This is a genomic window from Blastococcus haudaquaticus, from assembly GCF_900230285.1.
In the GTDB taxonomy this organism is placed as follows: Bacteria; Actinomycetota; Actinomycetes; order Mycobacteriales; family Geodermatophilaceae; genus Blastococcus_B; species Blastococcus_B haudaquaticus.
This window is the reverse complement of record NZ_OCNK01000001.1, coordinates 326,340-341,279: the sequence shown is the minus strand read 5'-3', so window position 1 is coordinate 341,279 and position 14,940 is coordinate 326,340. Positions and strand designations below refer to the sequence as shown.

General features: G+C 74.5%; 14 protein-coding genes. 8 read left to right on the top strand and 6 right to left on the bottom strand.

Going from position 1 to position 14,940, the window contains the following annotated elements; all coding sequences use genetic code 11:
* Positions 1 to 28 precede the first annotated feature (28 nt).
* On the top strand, positions 29 to 541 hold the full coding sequence (locus CRP30_RS01660; RefSeq protein ID WP_097182228.1) for a DUF6912 family protein: 513 nt from the start codon (positions 29 to 31) through the stop codon (positions 539 to 541).
* On the opposite strand, the gene CRP30_RS01655 is transcribed toward CRP30_RS01660, so the two are convergent.
* A complete protein-coding gene (locus CRP30_RS01655; protein WP_097182227.1) occupies positions 484 to 4,755 on the bottom strand; it encodes a type VII secretion EssC family protein in 4,272 nt (1,423 codons plus the stop codon). The genes CRP30_RS01660 and CRP30_RS01655 overlap by 58 nt on opposite strands.
* 150 nt (positions 4,756 to 4,905) lie before the next feature.
* Here CRP30_RS01655 and CRP30_RS01650 point away from each other — a divergent pair, with 150 nt between their 5' ends.
* Complete coding sequence (locus CRP30_RS01650) at positions 4,906 to 5,199, top strand: WXG100 family type VII secretion target (RefSeq protein WP_097182226.1); 294 nt, start codon at positions 4,906 to 4,908, stop codon at positions 5,197 to 5,199.
* Between the two features lie 199 nt (positions 5,200 to 5,398).
* A complete protein-coding gene (locus tag CRP30_RS01645) occupies positions 5,399 to 5,905 on the top strand; it encodes a MaoC family dehydratase (protein ID WP_097182225.1) in 507 nt (168 codons plus the stop codon).
* A gap of 45 nt (positions 5,906 to 5,950) precedes the next feature.
* Here CRP30_RS01645 and CRP30_RS01640 read toward each other — a convergent pair whose 3' ends face one another.
* A complete protein-coding gene (locus CRP30_RS01640; RefSeq protein WP_235003112.1) occupies positions 5,951 to 6,379 on the bottom strand; it encodes an NUDIX hydrolase in 429 nt (142 codons plus the stop codon).
* Between the two features lie 93 nt (positions 6,380 to 6,472).
* Here CRP30_RS01640 and CRP30_RS01635 point away from each other — a divergent pair, with 93 nt between their 5' ends.
* From CRP30_RS01635 to CRP30_RS01620, 5 genes are all read left to right on the top strand, one after another.
* Entirely contained in the window at positions 6,473 to 7,096 is a 624-nt protein-coding gene (locus tag CRP30_RS01635) for a DUF6758 family protein (RefSeq protein ID WP_097182223.1), read from the top strand.
* A 165-nt stretch (positions 7,097 to 7,261) separates the two neighbouring features.
* Positions 7,262 to 7,420 carry a hypothetical protein gene (locus CRP30_RS22635; RefSeq protein WP_200814495.1) on the top strand — a complete coding sequence of 53 codons (159 nt, stop codon included), beginning with the start codon at positions 7,262 to 7,264 and terminating at the stop codon, positions 7,418 to 7,420.
* 13 nt (positions 7,421 to 7,433) lie between these two features.
* Positions 7,434 to 8,090: a PH domain-containing protein gene (locus CRP30_RS01630; protein WP_097182222.1), complete on the top strand. Its 657-nt coding sequence runs from the start codon at positions 7,434 to 7,436 to the stop codon at positions 8,088 to 8,090.
* A gap of 73 nt (positions 8,091 to 8,163) precedes the next feature.
* Positions 8,164 to 9,021 (top strand): PHP domain-containing protein, encoded by an 858-nt coding sequence (locus tag CRP30_RS01625; protein ID WP_097182221.1) that lies wholly within the window; start codon positions 8,164 to 8,166, stop codon positions 9,019 to 9,021.
* Positions 9,022 to 9,058: 37 nt separating this feature from the next.
* Positions 9,059 to 9,925: a RecB family exonuclease gene (locus CRP30_RS01620; protein WP_235003111.1), complete on the top strand. Its 867-nt coding sequence runs from the start codon at positions 9,059 to 9,061 to the stop codon at positions 9,923 to 9,925.
* On the opposite strand, the gene CRP30_RS01615 is transcribed toward CRP30_RS01620, so the two are convergent.
* From CRP30_RS01615 to CRP30_RS01600, 4 genes are all read right to left on the bottom strand, one after another.
* Positions 9,922 to 10,782 (bottom strand): oxygenase MpaB family protein, encoded by an 861-nt coding sequence (locus tag CRP30_RS01615; RefSeq protein ID WP_097182220.1) that lies wholly within the window; start codon positions 10,780 to 10,782, stop codon positions 9,922 to 9,924. The genes CRP30_RS01620 and CRP30_RS01615 overlap by 4 nt on opposite strands.
* Positions 10,779 to 11,696, bottom strand: a complete 918-nt coding sequence (locus tag CRP30_RS01610) for an alpha/beta fold hydrolase (RefSeq protein ID WP_097182219.1) — start codon at positions 11,694 to 11,696, stop codon at positions 10,779 to 10,781. Before CRP30_RS01610 ends, CRP30_RS01615 begins: the two co-directional genes overlap by 4 nt.
* A 43-nt stretch (positions 11,697 to 11,739) precedes the next feature.
* Positions 11,740 to 12,864, bottom strand: coding sequence for an outer membrane protein assembly factor BamB family protein (locus CRP30_RS01605; RefSeq protein ID WP_235003110.1), 1,125 nt, complete (start codon positions 12,862 to 12,864; stop codon positions 11,740 to 11,742).
* Between the two features lie 83 nt (positions 12,865 to 12,947).
* Positions 12,948 to 14,552: a DEAD/DEAH box helicase gene (locus CRP30_RS01600; protein ID WP_200814494.1), complete on the bottom strand. Its 1,605-nt coding sequence runs from the start codon at positions 14,550 to 14,552 to the stop codon at positions 12,948 to 12,950.
* Positions 14,553 to 14,940 lie beyond the last annotated feature (388 nt).

Sequence of the window (14,940 nt, the reverse complement as noted above, 5' to 3'; positions counted from 1 at the left end):
GCTCTTTCCGACGAAGGGAGCGACCCGGGTGCGCGTGTACCTGCCTGCCACCACCACGGTCCTGCGGACGCTGGTGGACGAGGGCACCCTGCCCGGGCCGCACACGGCCTTCGCGGTGACGCCTCAGCTGCGGCAGTTCTACGAGGTCAGCGATGCCGAGGCGGACGAGGAGGAGCTCGAGTACGCGGCGCTCCTCGCCGCGGCCCGTGCCAGCCTGCGACTCGTCGACATCGATCCGACCGCGGCGCGGCGCCGCGTGGTGGTGGCCGCGGACGTCCCGGACGCCGCCGTGCAGCCGATCGACGACCCGGACACCGATCGTGGAGCGGTCAGGATCGAGACGGCGGTCGACGTGTCCGCGGTGGCCAGTGCGCACATCGACGGTGCCGACGCGGAGGACGACGTCCGGGCCGCCGTGAACGTGGTGCTGGAGGCCGACATGGGCAGCGAGGACGCGCAGTTCGTCGTGGACCAGGCCGAGGGTCACGAGCTGGCCTGGTACGCGCGGCAGGAGATGGGCTCGGCGCTCGAGCTGCTGTGACCCTCCGCCTGGCGGTCGTCCTCCGCCGGTGGAGACGGGCGGCGCCGGGCGACCTGCACCCGTTGCAGCGCGGTGCCGCTGACCAGCCAGCCGCTGCCCGGGCGCTGCGGCACCGGCGTGCGGGGGAGCCGGACGCCCAGGACTTCCGCGTCGCCGGGTCCCGGGCACAGCAGGAGGCCGGACCGGCCGCGACGCAACACCGCCACCGGGCCCTGGTAGTGAGAGGACAGCTGTCCGGCGTGCGCTGCCGCGATGAGCGGCAGCCCGGCGCTACCGAGGGCCGGGAGGAGAAGAGCGGGCGCCTGGGCGGGTGCCCCGACGTCGTCGGCCACGACGACCCCCCGGCGCCCGGCGAGATCGCTGAGCCACCGGTCGACTCCCGCAGTATCTGCTCCGTCGAGCAGTACGGCGCCCGGGACCGACTGGCCGACCTCGGGGCTCCGTGCCCACGGTCCGAGGAGGAGGACGGCAGCGCCGAGGGCCTGGAGGTGCTGGGCGAAGGCCGTGAGCGCGGACGTGCGGCCGCTCCCCGGCGGACCGGTGACCAGCAGGCCCCCGGTGCGGTGCAGATCCACGGTCAGCGGACGGCCCTCGTCGCCACCAGGCCCGACGGGTAGGACGAGACCCTCGCGGACCGGCGGGCTCCCGGGACTCGGGGGCGCCGGAAGGGGCAGCCGGGGATCGGAGGGCAGTTCGACGACGCGCAACGGCTCGGGGAACGGCCGCCCCCTCGGGTGGGCCGGCACGATCGGCCGGGGCAGTGCGATCTGGCATTCCCGGCCGTCCTCACCCACCAGGGCGCGGCCCGGCGGGCGGTGCCCCGGAACCCTGGCGGTGGGGATGCCGGCCACGGCGTAGTCGGCCCGCTCGGTCAGGGGCAGCACCAGGCGCTGCTGCGCCACAGCCGCCAGCCGCCCGCCCGGGACGGCCCGATCGGCGGTGGCGACGCAGGTGAGACCGGCCGCGCCCCCGTCCCGCATCAACCGCAGCAGGCTCGCGGAGCCCCGGCCCGGGTCGCTCTCGTCGAGGAGAGTGCTGACGGCCTCGACACCGTCGACCAGCAACAGGATCCGTGGGCGGCGGTCTGCGTCGGTCCCCGCCCGTCGGGCCGCCACCTCCTGGGCGAGACGGTCGACCAGTCGGACGGTCCGCAGGGCATCCTCGCCGTTCACGACCGTGCCGGTGTGCGGCAAGTCCGCCGCCGCCGACAGCGGCCCCGCGCCGGCTTCCAGGACGTGGACATGGAGCTCGTCGGGCCCCAGCCGCCCGGCCGCCTCGCCGAGCACCGTCCGGAGCAGGGTGGTCCGTCCGCTCCGCGGGCCACCGACCACCAGCCACGTGCCGCCCTCGGCGAGATCGAGCTCGAGGACGTCCTGGGACTGCTGCTCCGGGCGGTCGACGAGTGCCACCGGCAACAGGTCGGGCCGCGACCCGGCACGCCCCGTCTCGAGCTCCTGCGGTGTGATGCGGTCGGCGAGTGGCGGACGCCATGGGCGGTGGGGAGTCGGCACCCCAGCGGTCCGGCAGTGGTCCGCGAGCACCCGGCACATCCTGGCCAGATCACTGTCGCCGGCCTCGGGGCGTCGGTCCTCCTCGCTCGGTGATGCCGCGGGCCAGACCCAGCGCCGCGCCGTGGGCCGGTCGGCGCTCCGCGCCGCCGGGCGACCGGCCACCCGGGCCACCTGCAGCGCCGTCGGTGGAGCACTCCCTGACCGGAGCCACGCCCTGCCCGGTATCTCGAGTGGGAGGTGGGCGGCGTCTGGCGTCCCCAGCACGTCGCGGGACTCCGCCTCGTCGGTGGTGCGCAGGCAGATCCGGAGGCTGCAGTTGGCGCGGATCTCGGGGGAGACCACCCCGCTCGGCCGCTGCGTGGCGAGCACCAGGTGGACCCCGAGCGAGCGTCCGCGCTGGGCGATCGCCACCAGGCCCGGGACGAACTCCGGCAGCTCCTCCGAGAGTCCGGCGAACTCGTCCACGACGATGACGAGACGGGCCAGGTCGGCCGCTGCCGGTAGGGACGCGATGTCGGCGACCCCGTGAGCGGCCAGCACGGCTTCCCGGCGGGTGAGTTCGGCGCCGAGGGACCGCAGCGCCCGTGCGGTGGTCTGCCCGTCCAGGTCGGTGACGAGCCCGACGGTGTGCGGCAGTGACGCGGCCTCGGCGAAGGCGGCGCCTCCCTTGTAGTCGACGAGCAGGAACGAGCAGCGGTCGGGCGGGTGGTTCAGTGCGAGCCCCGCGATGAGCGTCTGGAGCAGCTCCGACTTGCCCGAACCGGTGGTCCCGGCGACGAGCGCGTGCGGTCCCTGACGGCACAGGTCCACCTGCACCGGGGCGTCCGCCGTACGCCCCACCGTCGCGACCAGCCGGTCCCGGTCGCGGGACCACTGCACGAGATCGTCCGCCTGGGCGCCGGCGGTCATGTCGACCAACCGGACGTGGCGGGGGAGCGTGTTCCCGCTGGTCGCGGGTGTCAGCGCTGCGAGATCCCGCGCCAGCCGGTCGGCCTGCGCGGCCGGGAGGCGATCGACGGCCAGCGCACCGCGGTCCGGGGCACCACGCCGGGTCAGGACGCCGATGTCGCCGGTCTCACCGGTCAGCCGGAGGAGCGCGTCGACCTCGACCTGCACGTCCCCCACGTCGTCGGCGACGGTGACCGTCACCAGCCCCGCGTCCCGCCCCGCTCGCAGCGTGGCGGCGCTCCGCGCATCCAATGGACCGTCGACGACCACGAGCAGCCAGCCGGGCCGTGCCGGTGCCGGACCGGCCACCATGGCGCGTCTCCGCGCTACGAGGGCGGCGAGGCGATGGGCGACCTCGTCGTCGTCCGGTTGCGTGGTGCTCGCGGGGGCATCGGGCCGCAGGTGCACCGCGTCCCGGTCCAGGTGTGGCAACCAGCGGGTCCACCGCCATGAAGCCAGCCTGTCGAGGGGCGTCACGAGGACGACGTCGAGCTCTCCTGGGGCGTGCAGGGTGCACAGCTGTGCCACCACGGACCTGAGCACCCCTGCCGTCCGTTCGCGCGGACCCACGACGGCGAGCCCACCGGTCGCGCGGAGGTCGGCCACGACCGGAACGTGCGGCGCGGACGCCGGAGCACGTGTGCCCTCAGCCTCGACGCGGATCACCCGGGTGGGGCCCGGGCCGCTGCCGATCCGCACGGCGAGAGCGTCCTCGTCCTGCCGGGCGCGGCTCCACAGCGGAGGCGTCCTCCGTCGCGCGGCCGCGGCTAGTGCGGCCAGGTCGGGATGAGCGTCCTCGGCAGCCCGGAGGTCGGCCCGCACGGCGTCCACCAGCAGCGCCTCGGCGGCCTCGACCTCCTGCGCGTGGGCGAGGGTCTCGCGTCGACCACTGCGGCGACCGGACCAGCGGTCCGAGAGCCAGGTCCCGAGGGCCACCACCGGACTCAGGAGCGCGAAGAACAGGAACGTCGGGGTGTGCAGCAGCCAGGCCATGGTCACGCCGGCGACGGCCGGCAGGGCGACCGCCGCCCAGGCCAGGCGGCGCCGAGGAGCCGGGGTCGGTGGCTGCGGGAACCGGATCTCCACGTCCGGTACCGCCGGGGGGAAACGGGGTGCCGGCCGCCACTGCCGTCGTCCGTCGGGTCCCGCCCCCGGGACAGGGGCCGGGACGGACTGGCCGGCCAGGGTCAGGGCGCTGGCGCCCAACCGGAGGACCGCGCCTGCAGACCACTCGAGCGGCTCGGCGGTGAGCTCCTCGTCGTCGAGCCGGCTGCCGTTGCTGGACGCGAGATCGGCGACGGTGACCGCTCCGCCGCCCACGCGGACCGTTGCGTGCCGACGGGACACGTCCGGGTCGGGCAGCCGGATGGCGCAATCGCCCCCGCGGCCGATGACGTGCCGGCCCTGACCGAGCGGTACGGAGCGCCCGGCGTCGGGTCCACCGATGACCCGGAGCTCGAGCGCGGTGGACCCACCTTCGAACTCCGGACGTGGGAGCTGTCGGTCCAGGCCCAGGACGGCGCCGTGGTCGAGTGCCGGATCGCTGAGCGGGGTCTCGTCGGTCAGCCATCCGCCTCCGGCGCAGAGCATCCGGACGGGCCGCCCGAGCATGCGGCCCAGCACCGGCAGGACATCGAGGAGACGGTGCTGGGGCGCCGCGGTGACCTCGACGTCGACGGTCCCCGTGTCGCCCGACAGGGTCCAGCACCGGGTGGCGACCGTGCCGACGGCGCTGCCGGGGAGTGAGGTGGTCACGCCCGGATCCTGGACGAGAGAGCCGGTCCTCCGGGGCGGAGCGGCCGCTTCTGTGGACAACCGGGGCCCTGTGGACAGAAGCGGAGGGGGCGGCGCCCGACGACCTAGCGTTCGCTCCGACCGGGAGGGACCCGGACCCGAGGAGGAACCGTGAAGGTCGACATCGCGACCCTGCACACCATGGCGGGGCAGTGCCGTGCCGAGGCCGCCGAGACCGCCGGAAGGCACGCCGGCCTGTCCAGCAGCATCAACACCTCGGTCCTGGACGGGTGGACCGACAGCCAGGCGGCCGTCCAGTTCAGCGAGCTCTACGAGCAGTGGCGGATGTCCGCCCAGGGGGTCAGCGACGCGCTGACCGGGATGGGGACCCTGCTCGGCAACGTCGCCTCCTCGTACCAGCAGCACGAGGCCGACATGGCGGCCCGCATCGGGGCACTGATCTGAGCCCGGGCGTCCTCCCGCGCCGCCTGTCCGGCCCGCGGTGCCGTCGGTCGGCGGCACGCGGAGCCGTGGCAGGCGGCCGCCCGTAAGATCACGACCCGTCCAGACGGGTCACCGGTCGTGGTGGGCGGTCGCCTGCCGAGCGGGAGGCAGCCCCCGACGCCGGACGCCCGGCTCATTCACCGAGGTCGGGAGCCAGCAGATGCAGTTCGGTCGGTACTACGAGGAGTTCGAGGTCGGGGCCGTCTACAAGCACTGGCCCGGGAAGACCGTCACCGAGTACGACGACCACCTGTTCTGCCTGCTCACGATGAACCACCACCCGCTGCACATGGACGTGAACTACGCGGAGAAGACGACCGACTTCGGCAAGAACGTCGTCGTGGGCAACTACATCTACTCGCTCCTGCTCGGCATGAGCGTCCCGGACGTCTCGGGGAAGGCGATCGCCAACCTGGAGGTCGAGTCGCTCCGCCACGTGGCCCCCACGTTCCACGGCGACACGATCTACGGCGAGACGACCGTCCTCGACAAGACGCCGTCCAAGTCCAAGGACGACCGCGGCGTGGTGTACGTCGAGACGATCGGCTACAAGCAGGACGGCACGGTCGTCTGCATCTTCCGCCGCAAGGTCATGGTGCCCAAGCAGTCCTACGGCGAGGCCCGCGGCGGCGAGCAGCCGGGTCGTCCGGAGCCCACGCCCCGCTGACCGGAGCGGCGGCATGAGCTCCGGGCGGCGCGGGACGGAGGAGGGTCAGACCGGCACGCCCCAGCCCCGGAGGATCTCCACCAGGCCCGGCGTGCACGGCAGCCGGTGCAGAGTGGCCGCGTCGGCGAGCACGACGTCGGTGGCGTCATCTCCGGCGACCGCCCGCTGGTCCGGCGGATGGAGGGTGCAGCTCAGGTCCGCGACCTCGTACACGACGTCGCCGGCCGGGATGCGGACCCGCCCGAGGACGTATCCGACGTGCACCGTCAGGCCGGTCTCCTCGAGCACCTCCCGGCGGACCGCCTGCTCGAGGGTCTCGCCGGGCTCGACCCGCCCTCCGGGGAGGGACCACAGGCCCGCGTGCGGATCGTGGCCGCGGCGGATCAGCAGGAGCCGGCCGGCCGGGTCCAGCACCACCGCGCCGACGCACGCCACGACCGATCGGTCCCCGTCGCGGACTCCGTCGGCGGGCACGCCCGGCACGGTACGCATCGAGTGGGTGCCGGCGCGCCGTGCCTCCGCGCACCGGCTTGACGATTCCCGGCTGTCCCAGGACGGTGATGCCCGATGAGCGTCACGCCGGTCTGCCCCCGATGCGGCGAGGCCCTGGTCGTCCGACCCGGTTCCACCGCGGAGGCCTGGTGCCACGTGCACGGTGCGGTCACACCCCTGCACCACACGGTCCTCGTCGCTCACGACGCGATTTCGGCGGTCACTGCCGACGCCCGTGTCCCCGCGTGGGTGCCCGACCCGATGCCGGTGGGCTGGTCGGTCACCGGGATGGCGTGGGGCGGGGAGCCCGGGGCCCGCGCCATCGTCGTCGACTGCGCGGGCCCCGCGCCGCTCGGCGGCTCCGCCGAACTCGTGCTGGTGGCCGAGGAACCCGGGACGGGTGTCGGCTGCGGGTACGCGGGACTGCCCGGGCTCGACCCGGGCGAGGTGATCGAGGGCCCGTCCTCGGTCGACGTCAAGGCGGCCGGGCAGCACGCCCCGCTCTGGGCCGTGCCCACGACGGACGACCGCGCCGCCTTCGTGGGGGAGGCCTACGGCGTCTGGCTGTGGCTGGTCATGTGGCCCATGAGCGCCGCCTGGCTCCTGGCCGAGCAGCTCCAGCTCCTCGACCTGCGCGACCGCATCTACCCCGACCTTCCGCTGGGGCCGCCGAGCGAGCACCTGCTCCCGGGCAGGTGACCCGGAACCCGACCGGTCCGCTTCATGATCGGCGCGTCGCCCGTGCGACGGCTGGGGCATCTGTTACCCATGGGACGAAGCCGTCCGCCGCACCCGGGTGGACCCTGTACCCGCAGGCTCGAAGCACCCGAGCCTGCCCGCACGAGCTCACCCGTGGAGGTGGCGGTGAACCTCAAGAAGGTCGTCACCTGGTTGGTCGTGGCATTCGTCGTCTTCTACGTCATCCAGGCCCCCGAGCAGTCCGCCGAGCTGGTGCGCAGCGCCGGGCAGGCGCTCGGCGACGCGGCGTCCTCCCTCGCCCAGTTCGTCGGCTCGCTCGTCTAGCCCGCCCCGCCGCGTGACCGGTCCCGCGCCCCTCGAGCTCCCGCCCCGGGCCAGCAAGGACGTCGAGAAGTACCTGCTGCCCGGCGAGACGGCGGTCGTCGCCACCCGTCGGCACTGGGCGGTGCTCATCGAGCCGACCGCCAAGTTCCTGCCCGTGTTCGTGGCGGGCGTCTGGCTCCTGCTCTTCGACCCGGAGAACCGGGTGACCAGCTCCGCCGGGCTCCTGGTGATCGTGGGCGCGCTCGTCTACTACGGGCTGCGGGTCGGGGAGTGGTGGATGCGGCACTTCATCGTCAGCACCCGCCGCGTCCTGCTGACCTCCGGCGTCATCGTGCGGACGGTGACCCTGTTGCCGCTGCGCCGGATCACCGACCTGACCTGGAAGGAGACCCTGCTCGGACAACTGCTCGGGTACGGAACCTTCCGGTTCGAGTCGGCCGGCCAGCAGCAGGCGCTGTCGGAGATCACCTTCCTGCCGGGCGCCGACGTCCTCTACCGCCGGGTCAGCGCCCTGCTGTTCAGCAGCGACTGGGGCGGCGGCTCCGGCGGGGGCGCGGCCGCCAGCGGGGACGACGAGGGCAACCCCGAGCCCCCGCCTCCACCGACACCGACACCGGCCGCGGGTCGCCAGGACACGGAACCGATCCAGGGCCTGCCGCGCCAGGGCTGACTCCCGAGCCCCGGCCGGCGCGGCGGGACCCGCAGCGGGCGTTCGTCACCGGAGTGCGGGAGGCTGGGCGGCGATGCGGATCGACCTGCACACCCACTCCTCGGTCTCCGACGGCACCGAGACCCCTGCCGAGCTGCTCGCCACCGCGCGCGCGGCTGGTCTCGACGTCGTCGCCCTGACCGACCACGACACCACCGCCGGCTGGTCGGTGGCCGAGGCCGCCCGACCCGCGGGCCTGACCGTCGTCCCCGGCATGGAGCTGTCCTGCCGGTGGTTCCCCGACGACCAGCCGCCGATCAGCGTCCACCTCCTCGCCTACCTCTTCGACCCGCTCCACCCGGGGTTCGCGGCGGAGCGGGCGCGGCTCCGCGACGAGCGGCTGGAGCGAGGTGAGCGCATCGTCCGTGCGCTCGCGGACGCGGGCTACGGCATCACCTGGGACCGGATCGTGGAGCGTTCCGAGGGCGGCGTGGTCGGTCGCCCGCACATCGCCCGCGCCCTGGTCGAGGCCGGGGCCGCCGACTCCGTCGACCACGCCTTCGCCACCCTGCTGCACCACCGCAGCCCCTACTACGTGACCAAGGCCGACACCGACGTTCGCGAGGGCATCGCCCTCGTCCGGGCGGCCGGTGGCGTTCCCGTCTTCGCCCACGGCCTGGCCACCAAGCGTGGCCGCGTCGTCGGTGACGAGGCCGTCGCGGCCATGGTGGAGTCCGGTCTGCTCGGCCTGGAGGTCGACCATCCGGACCACTCCGAGGACGAGCGGCGGCACCTGCGGAGCCTCGCCGACGACCTCGGGATGATCGTGACCGGCTCCAGCGACTACCACGGCACCAACAAGACGACCCCCATCGCGGCCTGCACGACGGCGCCGGACCAGTTCCAGGCGATCCTCGCCGCCGGCACGGGGAGCGCGCCCTTCCGGGACTGAGAACGGACCGTCGGCAGGGGCCTCTACCGTGGCCGGCATGCGGAACGTGTCGGACGCCGGTGAGGCACTCCTGCCCGGTATGCCGAAGCGGCTGCTCCGCGCCTCACCCAAGTCGCTGGCCGACTTCTCCGACTGCCCGCGCCGCTATCGGTACGCCAACGTCGACCGGCCGACCCCGGCCCGCGGCCCCCGTTTCGCGCACCACACGGTCGGGACGGCGCTGCACAAGGTGCTGTCCTCGTGGTGGGACCTGCCCGTCGAGAAGCGCACACCCGGCGCGGCCCGTCAGCTGCTGTACGCGGACTGGACGCCGGCCGGCTTCCGGGACACCGAGCAGTCCGACCGCTGGCGGGCCCGTGCGGCGGGCTGGCTCACCGACTACGTCGCGGGGCTCGATCCGACCGAGGAGCCACGGGCGCGGGAACGGACCGTCAGCACCATGACCGAGCGCATGACGCTGTCGGGCCGGGTGGACCGGATCGACGAGCGCGGGGACGAGCTGGTGGTCGTCGACTACAAGACCGGCCGCTCCGTCTGCACCGACGACGAGGCCTGCGGCTCGCAGGCGCTGGCGCTCTACGTCCTGGCCGTCCGCCGGACCATGCGCCGCCCGTGCAGCCGGGTGGAGCTGCACCACGTGCCCAGCGGCACCGTCGCCGCCTTCGACCACACCGAACGGTCACTGGCCAACCACGCCCGGCGCGCGGAGGACATCGCCGTCGACATCACCGACGCCACGGAGCGGATGGCGGCGGGGGAGGACCCCGACGCGGCGTTCCCCGCCGTTCCCGGCACGCAGTGCGGCTGGTGCGACTTCCGGCCCAGCTGCCCGACCGGGCAGGCCGCCGTCCCGGCCCGGGAGACCTGGAGCTTCCTGCCGGAGGACGACGCCGCCGCCGGTTAGGCGGCCGGAGCCTCCGCCACGCGGTCCCAGCCGGCCCAGACGATCGGAGACCGGCGGGCGCGTTGGGGGAGCCGCAGCGTCGTCTGCCGGAACGCCCGAAGCGCCCCCGTCGCCGCGGCGTCGGTCAGCCCCAGCCCGGGCCACGAGTACATCCGGCGTGCCCACTGCGGCAGGAGCGCGACGGCCAGCGCCGCCAGCCCGCCCCAGGCGCCCTGGGCCGGCGTCAGGTACCGCACCCACGTCGGCATGGGCGGCACGGTGATGAGCCGGTAGGCGTCCCGGGCGGCCGGCGTGACGGCGAGCTCGAGGCGGATCGTGGTGAAGTACTCGTCCAGCGCGGCCACGGACGCCGGTACCTCTGCACGCGGGACGCCGATCAGCTCGGCCGAGGTCACCTGCTCGGCGACGTACCGGTCGGCGTCCTCGTCGCTGAGCGGCACCCCGGCGCGGCGGGCGACGCTGAGCAGCGAGTCCACCTCGCAGCAGTGCACCCACAGCAGCAGGTCCGGGTCGTCCACCCGGTAGGTGCGGCCGGTCGTCTCCTCGGTCGACCCCAGCCGGCGGTGGATGCCGCGCACGCGCTCGACCGCCTGGACCGCCTCGGCGCGGGTGCCGAAGGTCAGCGTGTCCACGTAGGTGGCGGTACGGATCAGCCGCGGCCAGGGCTCCTCGCGGAAGCCGCCGGAGAAGCGGGCGACGCCGTCCATCGCCACCGGGTGCAGCGCCTGGAGCAGCAGCGCCCGGAGGCCGCCCACCGAGAACGAGGGGTCGGAATGGATCCGCCAGCTGATGCTGTCGGGCCCGAAGAAGCCCAGCCGGTCCTCCTCGGCCGTCCAGCCCGACGGGAGCGCGGTCACGACGATGCCGAGGCGCCGGCCCAGAAGTCGAGCAGCACCTCCAGCGTGCGCGGGGGGTTCTCGACGGCGGGGGAGTGGATCGAGTTGTTGATGACCTCGTGGCGGGCACCGAGCCGCTGCGCCATGTCTGCCTGCACGGAGGGCAGCCACGCGTCGTCGGCCTCGCCGTGCGCCACCAGCAGCGGCAGCCCGACCGCGGCCAGCTCGGCCACCCGGTCCGGCTCGGAGAGCATCGCGTCGGCCATCCCGCGCAGCCCCGCCGCGGAGTTGCGCAGGAAGCGGCGGGAGTAGAACTCGCGCGTCGGCGCCGGCACGGCCTGCGCCTTGGGATCGGTCATCGCCACCTGCTCGAGCGTCTCGTGCACCAGGGGCACGCCGCCAGCGTCCAGCAGCGGGCCGAGGTGGTCGAGCAGCTCCGCGCGGCGGCCCGTCAGCTCCGAGGGGCCGGACCCGAGCAGCGTGAACGAGGTGAAGAGGTCCGGCTCGCTCAGGACGGCGGCACGGGTGACCAGGCCGCCGAAGCTGTGGCCCACCAGGTGCAGCGGCTCGCCGGATTCCGCGCGCAGGACCCGGGCGACCGCCACGACGTCCAGCCCGAGCTCCTGCACGGAGTAGGCGGCGGGGTCGTCGGGGCCCGGTGACTCGTACTGCCCGCGCTGGTCGATCGCCACGACGCGGTATCCGGCGTCGGACAGCGGGGCCAGCAGGGGCGCGAAGTCCTCCTTGCTGCCGGTGTACCCGGCGACGAGCAGGGCGGTCCCGCGGACCGCTTCGCCGCCGGTGTCGAGCGCGGCCAGCGGCCCGGCGCGGCCGGGGAACGTCCGGTGCTCGGCGTCGTGGTCGGCGAGCTGCCGCAGGTCGTCGGGGGCGATGGCGAGGGGCACCGTGTAATCGGGGCCGCCGGGCAGGACCATGGTCCCCAGTGAACCCCGCCGCGGCGACGCGTGCAGCCGCGGGTCAGGAGTAGGCGAGCACCCGGTCGTCCAGGCGCAGCACCACGACCGGTCCGACCGCCGAGGCCGCGCCGCCGGAGGGCGGCCCCTCGACGGCGTAGCGCCCGAGTTCGGTGCCGGTGAGCGGATCGCGGGAGGAGAACCCGTCCTCGTCGGGGAGGAGGATGGGGGCCGGGCGGGCGGCGTCCTTGGGGCCGGCGGCGGTCACCGGCAGCCCCACCGCCGGTGCGTCCCAGAGCGGAGCTCCAGACGAGGTGTCCAGCGCGGTCACGACGGCGTCCGTGCGCACCAGCGACACCGTCCCGGCCGTCACCTGCTGCACGTCCGTCGTCCCCTCCGGGAGCGGCATCCGCGACAGCTCGGTGCCGTCGGGGCCGGTCAGGGTCTGCACCTCGTCGCCGACGCGGACCGTCACCACGACGTCGGCTCCCAGCAGCTGCACCGGTTCCCCCTCGCCCACGGGCAGGGAGCGGCTCCAGTTCTCCGAACCCGCGAAGCCGTCCAGCAGGCGGACCGTCACGTCGGTCGCGTCGCCGCAGCGCTCGAGGACGACGACGCCGGTGGTTCCCGCGTCGGCCCCCAGCAGGCGGCAGGTCTCGGGAGCGGGGTACCGCCAGCGCACGTTGTTGCCGGTCGGGTCGAGTGTCATGACCCCGGTGGGATTGCTGGCCAGCACGATCGCCGACGTGGAGTCGAGGACGGCGTCCCCGGCGAGGTTGAGGCTGCGGGTCCAGACCCGGACACCGGTCCCGGCGTCGAGGGCGACCGCCTCGTCGCACCGGTCCTCGGTGGCGAACACGGCGACCGCGACGCCGTCGGTGGCGGTGAGCCCGCACATCCGCGCGTTGGAGCGCGTGTAGCGCCAGACCTCGTCGCCGGTGAGCGGGTCCCGCGCCTGCACGCCGTGGGTCGACCCCACGAGCACCCGGCCCTGACCGACGACGGTCCCCGGCAGGAGGGTCCCTTCGGCGGCCCAGGCCTCGGAGACGGCACCGGCCGGCGTCCCCGAGGGGACGTCGGCCGGCGCTGCGGTCGTGCTCGTCGTGGCGGCAGCGTCGGAGCCCCGCCACAGCAGGGTCGCGACGAGCAGCAGTGCGACGGTGGCCGCCGCCCAGACCCAGACCCGCAACGGCGGACGGGACGGAATGGAACGGCCCCTCTGCAGGGCCCCGCCGCGAGCGTGCGAGCGGTGGGGGGCAGAGGGGTCCTTCATCAGGCGGCGGACTCGGAGCCGCCACCACCACGGTTGGCGCCGCCGCGACGGCGGCGGCGGCGGGGCTTGCCCGAGGAGCCCTCGGACGGGGCGCTGTCCGACGCCGCGGCCGGAGCTGCCTCGGCGCCCTCGGCGGTCGGCGTACCGGTACCGCGGGTACGGCGACGCGGACGGCTCTTGCCGCCTTCCTCGCCGTCACCGGACCGGGTCGACGGCTCGCCCTGGCGTCCGCCGGAGGGGCCACGCTGGTCGCCCCGCCCGCCCGAGTCCCCGCGGCCACCGGACGGGGCCGGCCGGTTGCGCTTGCCGGTCTCGCCGAGGTCCTCGAGGGTCTCGGCGTCCAGGCCCTCGCGGGTGCGCTGCGAGCGGGGCAGCCGGCCGGTCGCGGTCGTCGGCACGTCGAGGTCGGTGTAGACCCACGGCGACGTCGAGTACGTCTCCGGCGGGTCGGTGAACCCGAGGTCCAGCGCCTTGTTGATCAGCTGCCACCGGGGGATGTCGTCCCAGTCGACGAGCGTGACTGCCACGCCGGTGCTGCCGGCGCGGCCGGTGCGGCCGATGCGGTGCACGTAGGTCTTCTCGTCCTCGGGACACTGGTAGTTGACGACGTGGCTGACGCCCGTGACGTCGATGCCACGGGCGGCGACGTCGGTGGCGACCAGCACGTCGACCTTGCCGCTGCGGAAGGCCCGCAGTGCCTGCTCGCGGGCGCCCTGGCCGAGGTCGCCGTGCACGGCGGCGGCGGCGAACCCGCGGTCGACGAGCTCGTCGGCGACCTTCTGCGCGGTGCGCTTGGTGCGGCAGAAGACCATCACCAGGCCGCGGTCACGCGACTGCAGCACGCGGGAGAGCAGCTCGGGCTTGTCCAGGTTGTGCGCCCGGTAGATGAACTGCGTCGTCTGCGGGACGGTCGAGCCCTCGTCGTTGCCGTGCGCCCGGATGTGCGTCGGCTGGGTCATGAACGACCGCGACAGCGTCACGATCGGGCCGGGCATCGTCGCGGAGAACAGCATCGTCTGCCGCTTGTCCGGGACCATCGCCAGGATGCGCTCGATGTCGGGCAGGAAGCCCAGGTCGAGCATCTCGTCGGCCTCGTCGAGGACGAGCACCTTCACCTTGCCCAGGATCAGGCTGCCCCGCTGAGCCAGGTCCAGCAGCCGCCCGGGCGTGCCGACGACGATCTCGACACCCTTCTGCAGCGACTCGACCTGCGGCTCGAACGCCCGGCCGCCGTAGATGGCCTGCACGCGGATGCCGCGCTTGGCGCCGGCGGCGGACAGGTCGCGGGAGACCTGCACGCACAGCTCACGGGTGGGGACGACGACCAGCGCCTGCGGGACACCGTCGCCGCCCTCGGCCGGGGGGACGACGCGCTGCAGCATCGGCACGCCGAAGCCGAGGGTCTTGCCGGTGCCGGTGCGGGCCTGACCGATGAGGTCGTGGCCGGCCAGCGCGAGCGGGAGGGTCAGCTCCTGGATGGCGAAGGTGCGGGTGATCCCGACCTCGGCCAGGGCGGCGATGACGTCGGGGTGCACGTCGAAGTCGCTGAACAGCGGGCTGTCGGGCGCGACGGGCGCGCCGCCGAGCTCCTCGACCTGCGACACGAGCTCCTCGGGAGCGGGGGCGCCGGTCTCGGCGTGCTCGAGGGCGACCGCTTCGGTGGGGGCCTGGGTGGCCTCGTCGGTGCTGGGGTCGGTGCTGGGGTCGGTGCTGGGGGACGTGGGGGTGTTCTCGGTGGAGGTCAGTGCTCTCGCCTCTGGTCTGCTGGGGGGACCGGCTCCGGCCGCGGAATTCCGCCGCGTCGGACCTGTCCCGGTCGGTTGTCGCGGGATCGAGGTTCCAGCGCCGACGCGGCCAGCAGACCGGGCGTCAGGCCCGGGAGACAGCCCGTTGCGGGCGTCATCCAGCGGTTGTCAGCGCACAGATTCACAGCGCACCCGGGGGTACACCGATTCCCATGGTAGCGCGGCGACCGGTTAGCCTCTGCGCGCC

Excerpts from the sequence above, each read along its gene's own strand:
- CRP30_RS01620 (WP_235003111.1), top strand. The coding sequence starts at position 9,059 with ATGCGGAACGTGTCGGACGCCGGTGAGGCACTCCTGCCCGGTATGCCG.
- CRP30_RS01635 (WP_097182223.1), top strand. The coding sequence starts at position 6,473 with ATGAGCGTCACGCCGGTCTGCCCCCGATGCGGCGAGGCCCTGGTCGTC.
- CRP30_RS01645 (WP_097182225.1), top strand. The coding sequence starts at position 5,399 with ATGCAGTTCGGTCGGTACTACGAGGAGTTCGAGGTCGGGGCCGTCTAC.
- CRP30_RS01610 (WP_097182219.1), bottom strand. The coding sequence starts at position 11,696 with ATGGTCCTGCCCGGCGGCCCCGATTACACGGTGCCCCTCGCCATCGCC.
- CRP30_RS01625 (WP_097182221.1), top strand. The coding sequence starts at position 8,164 with ATGCGGATCGACCTGCACACCCACTCCTCGGTCTCCGACGGCACCGAG.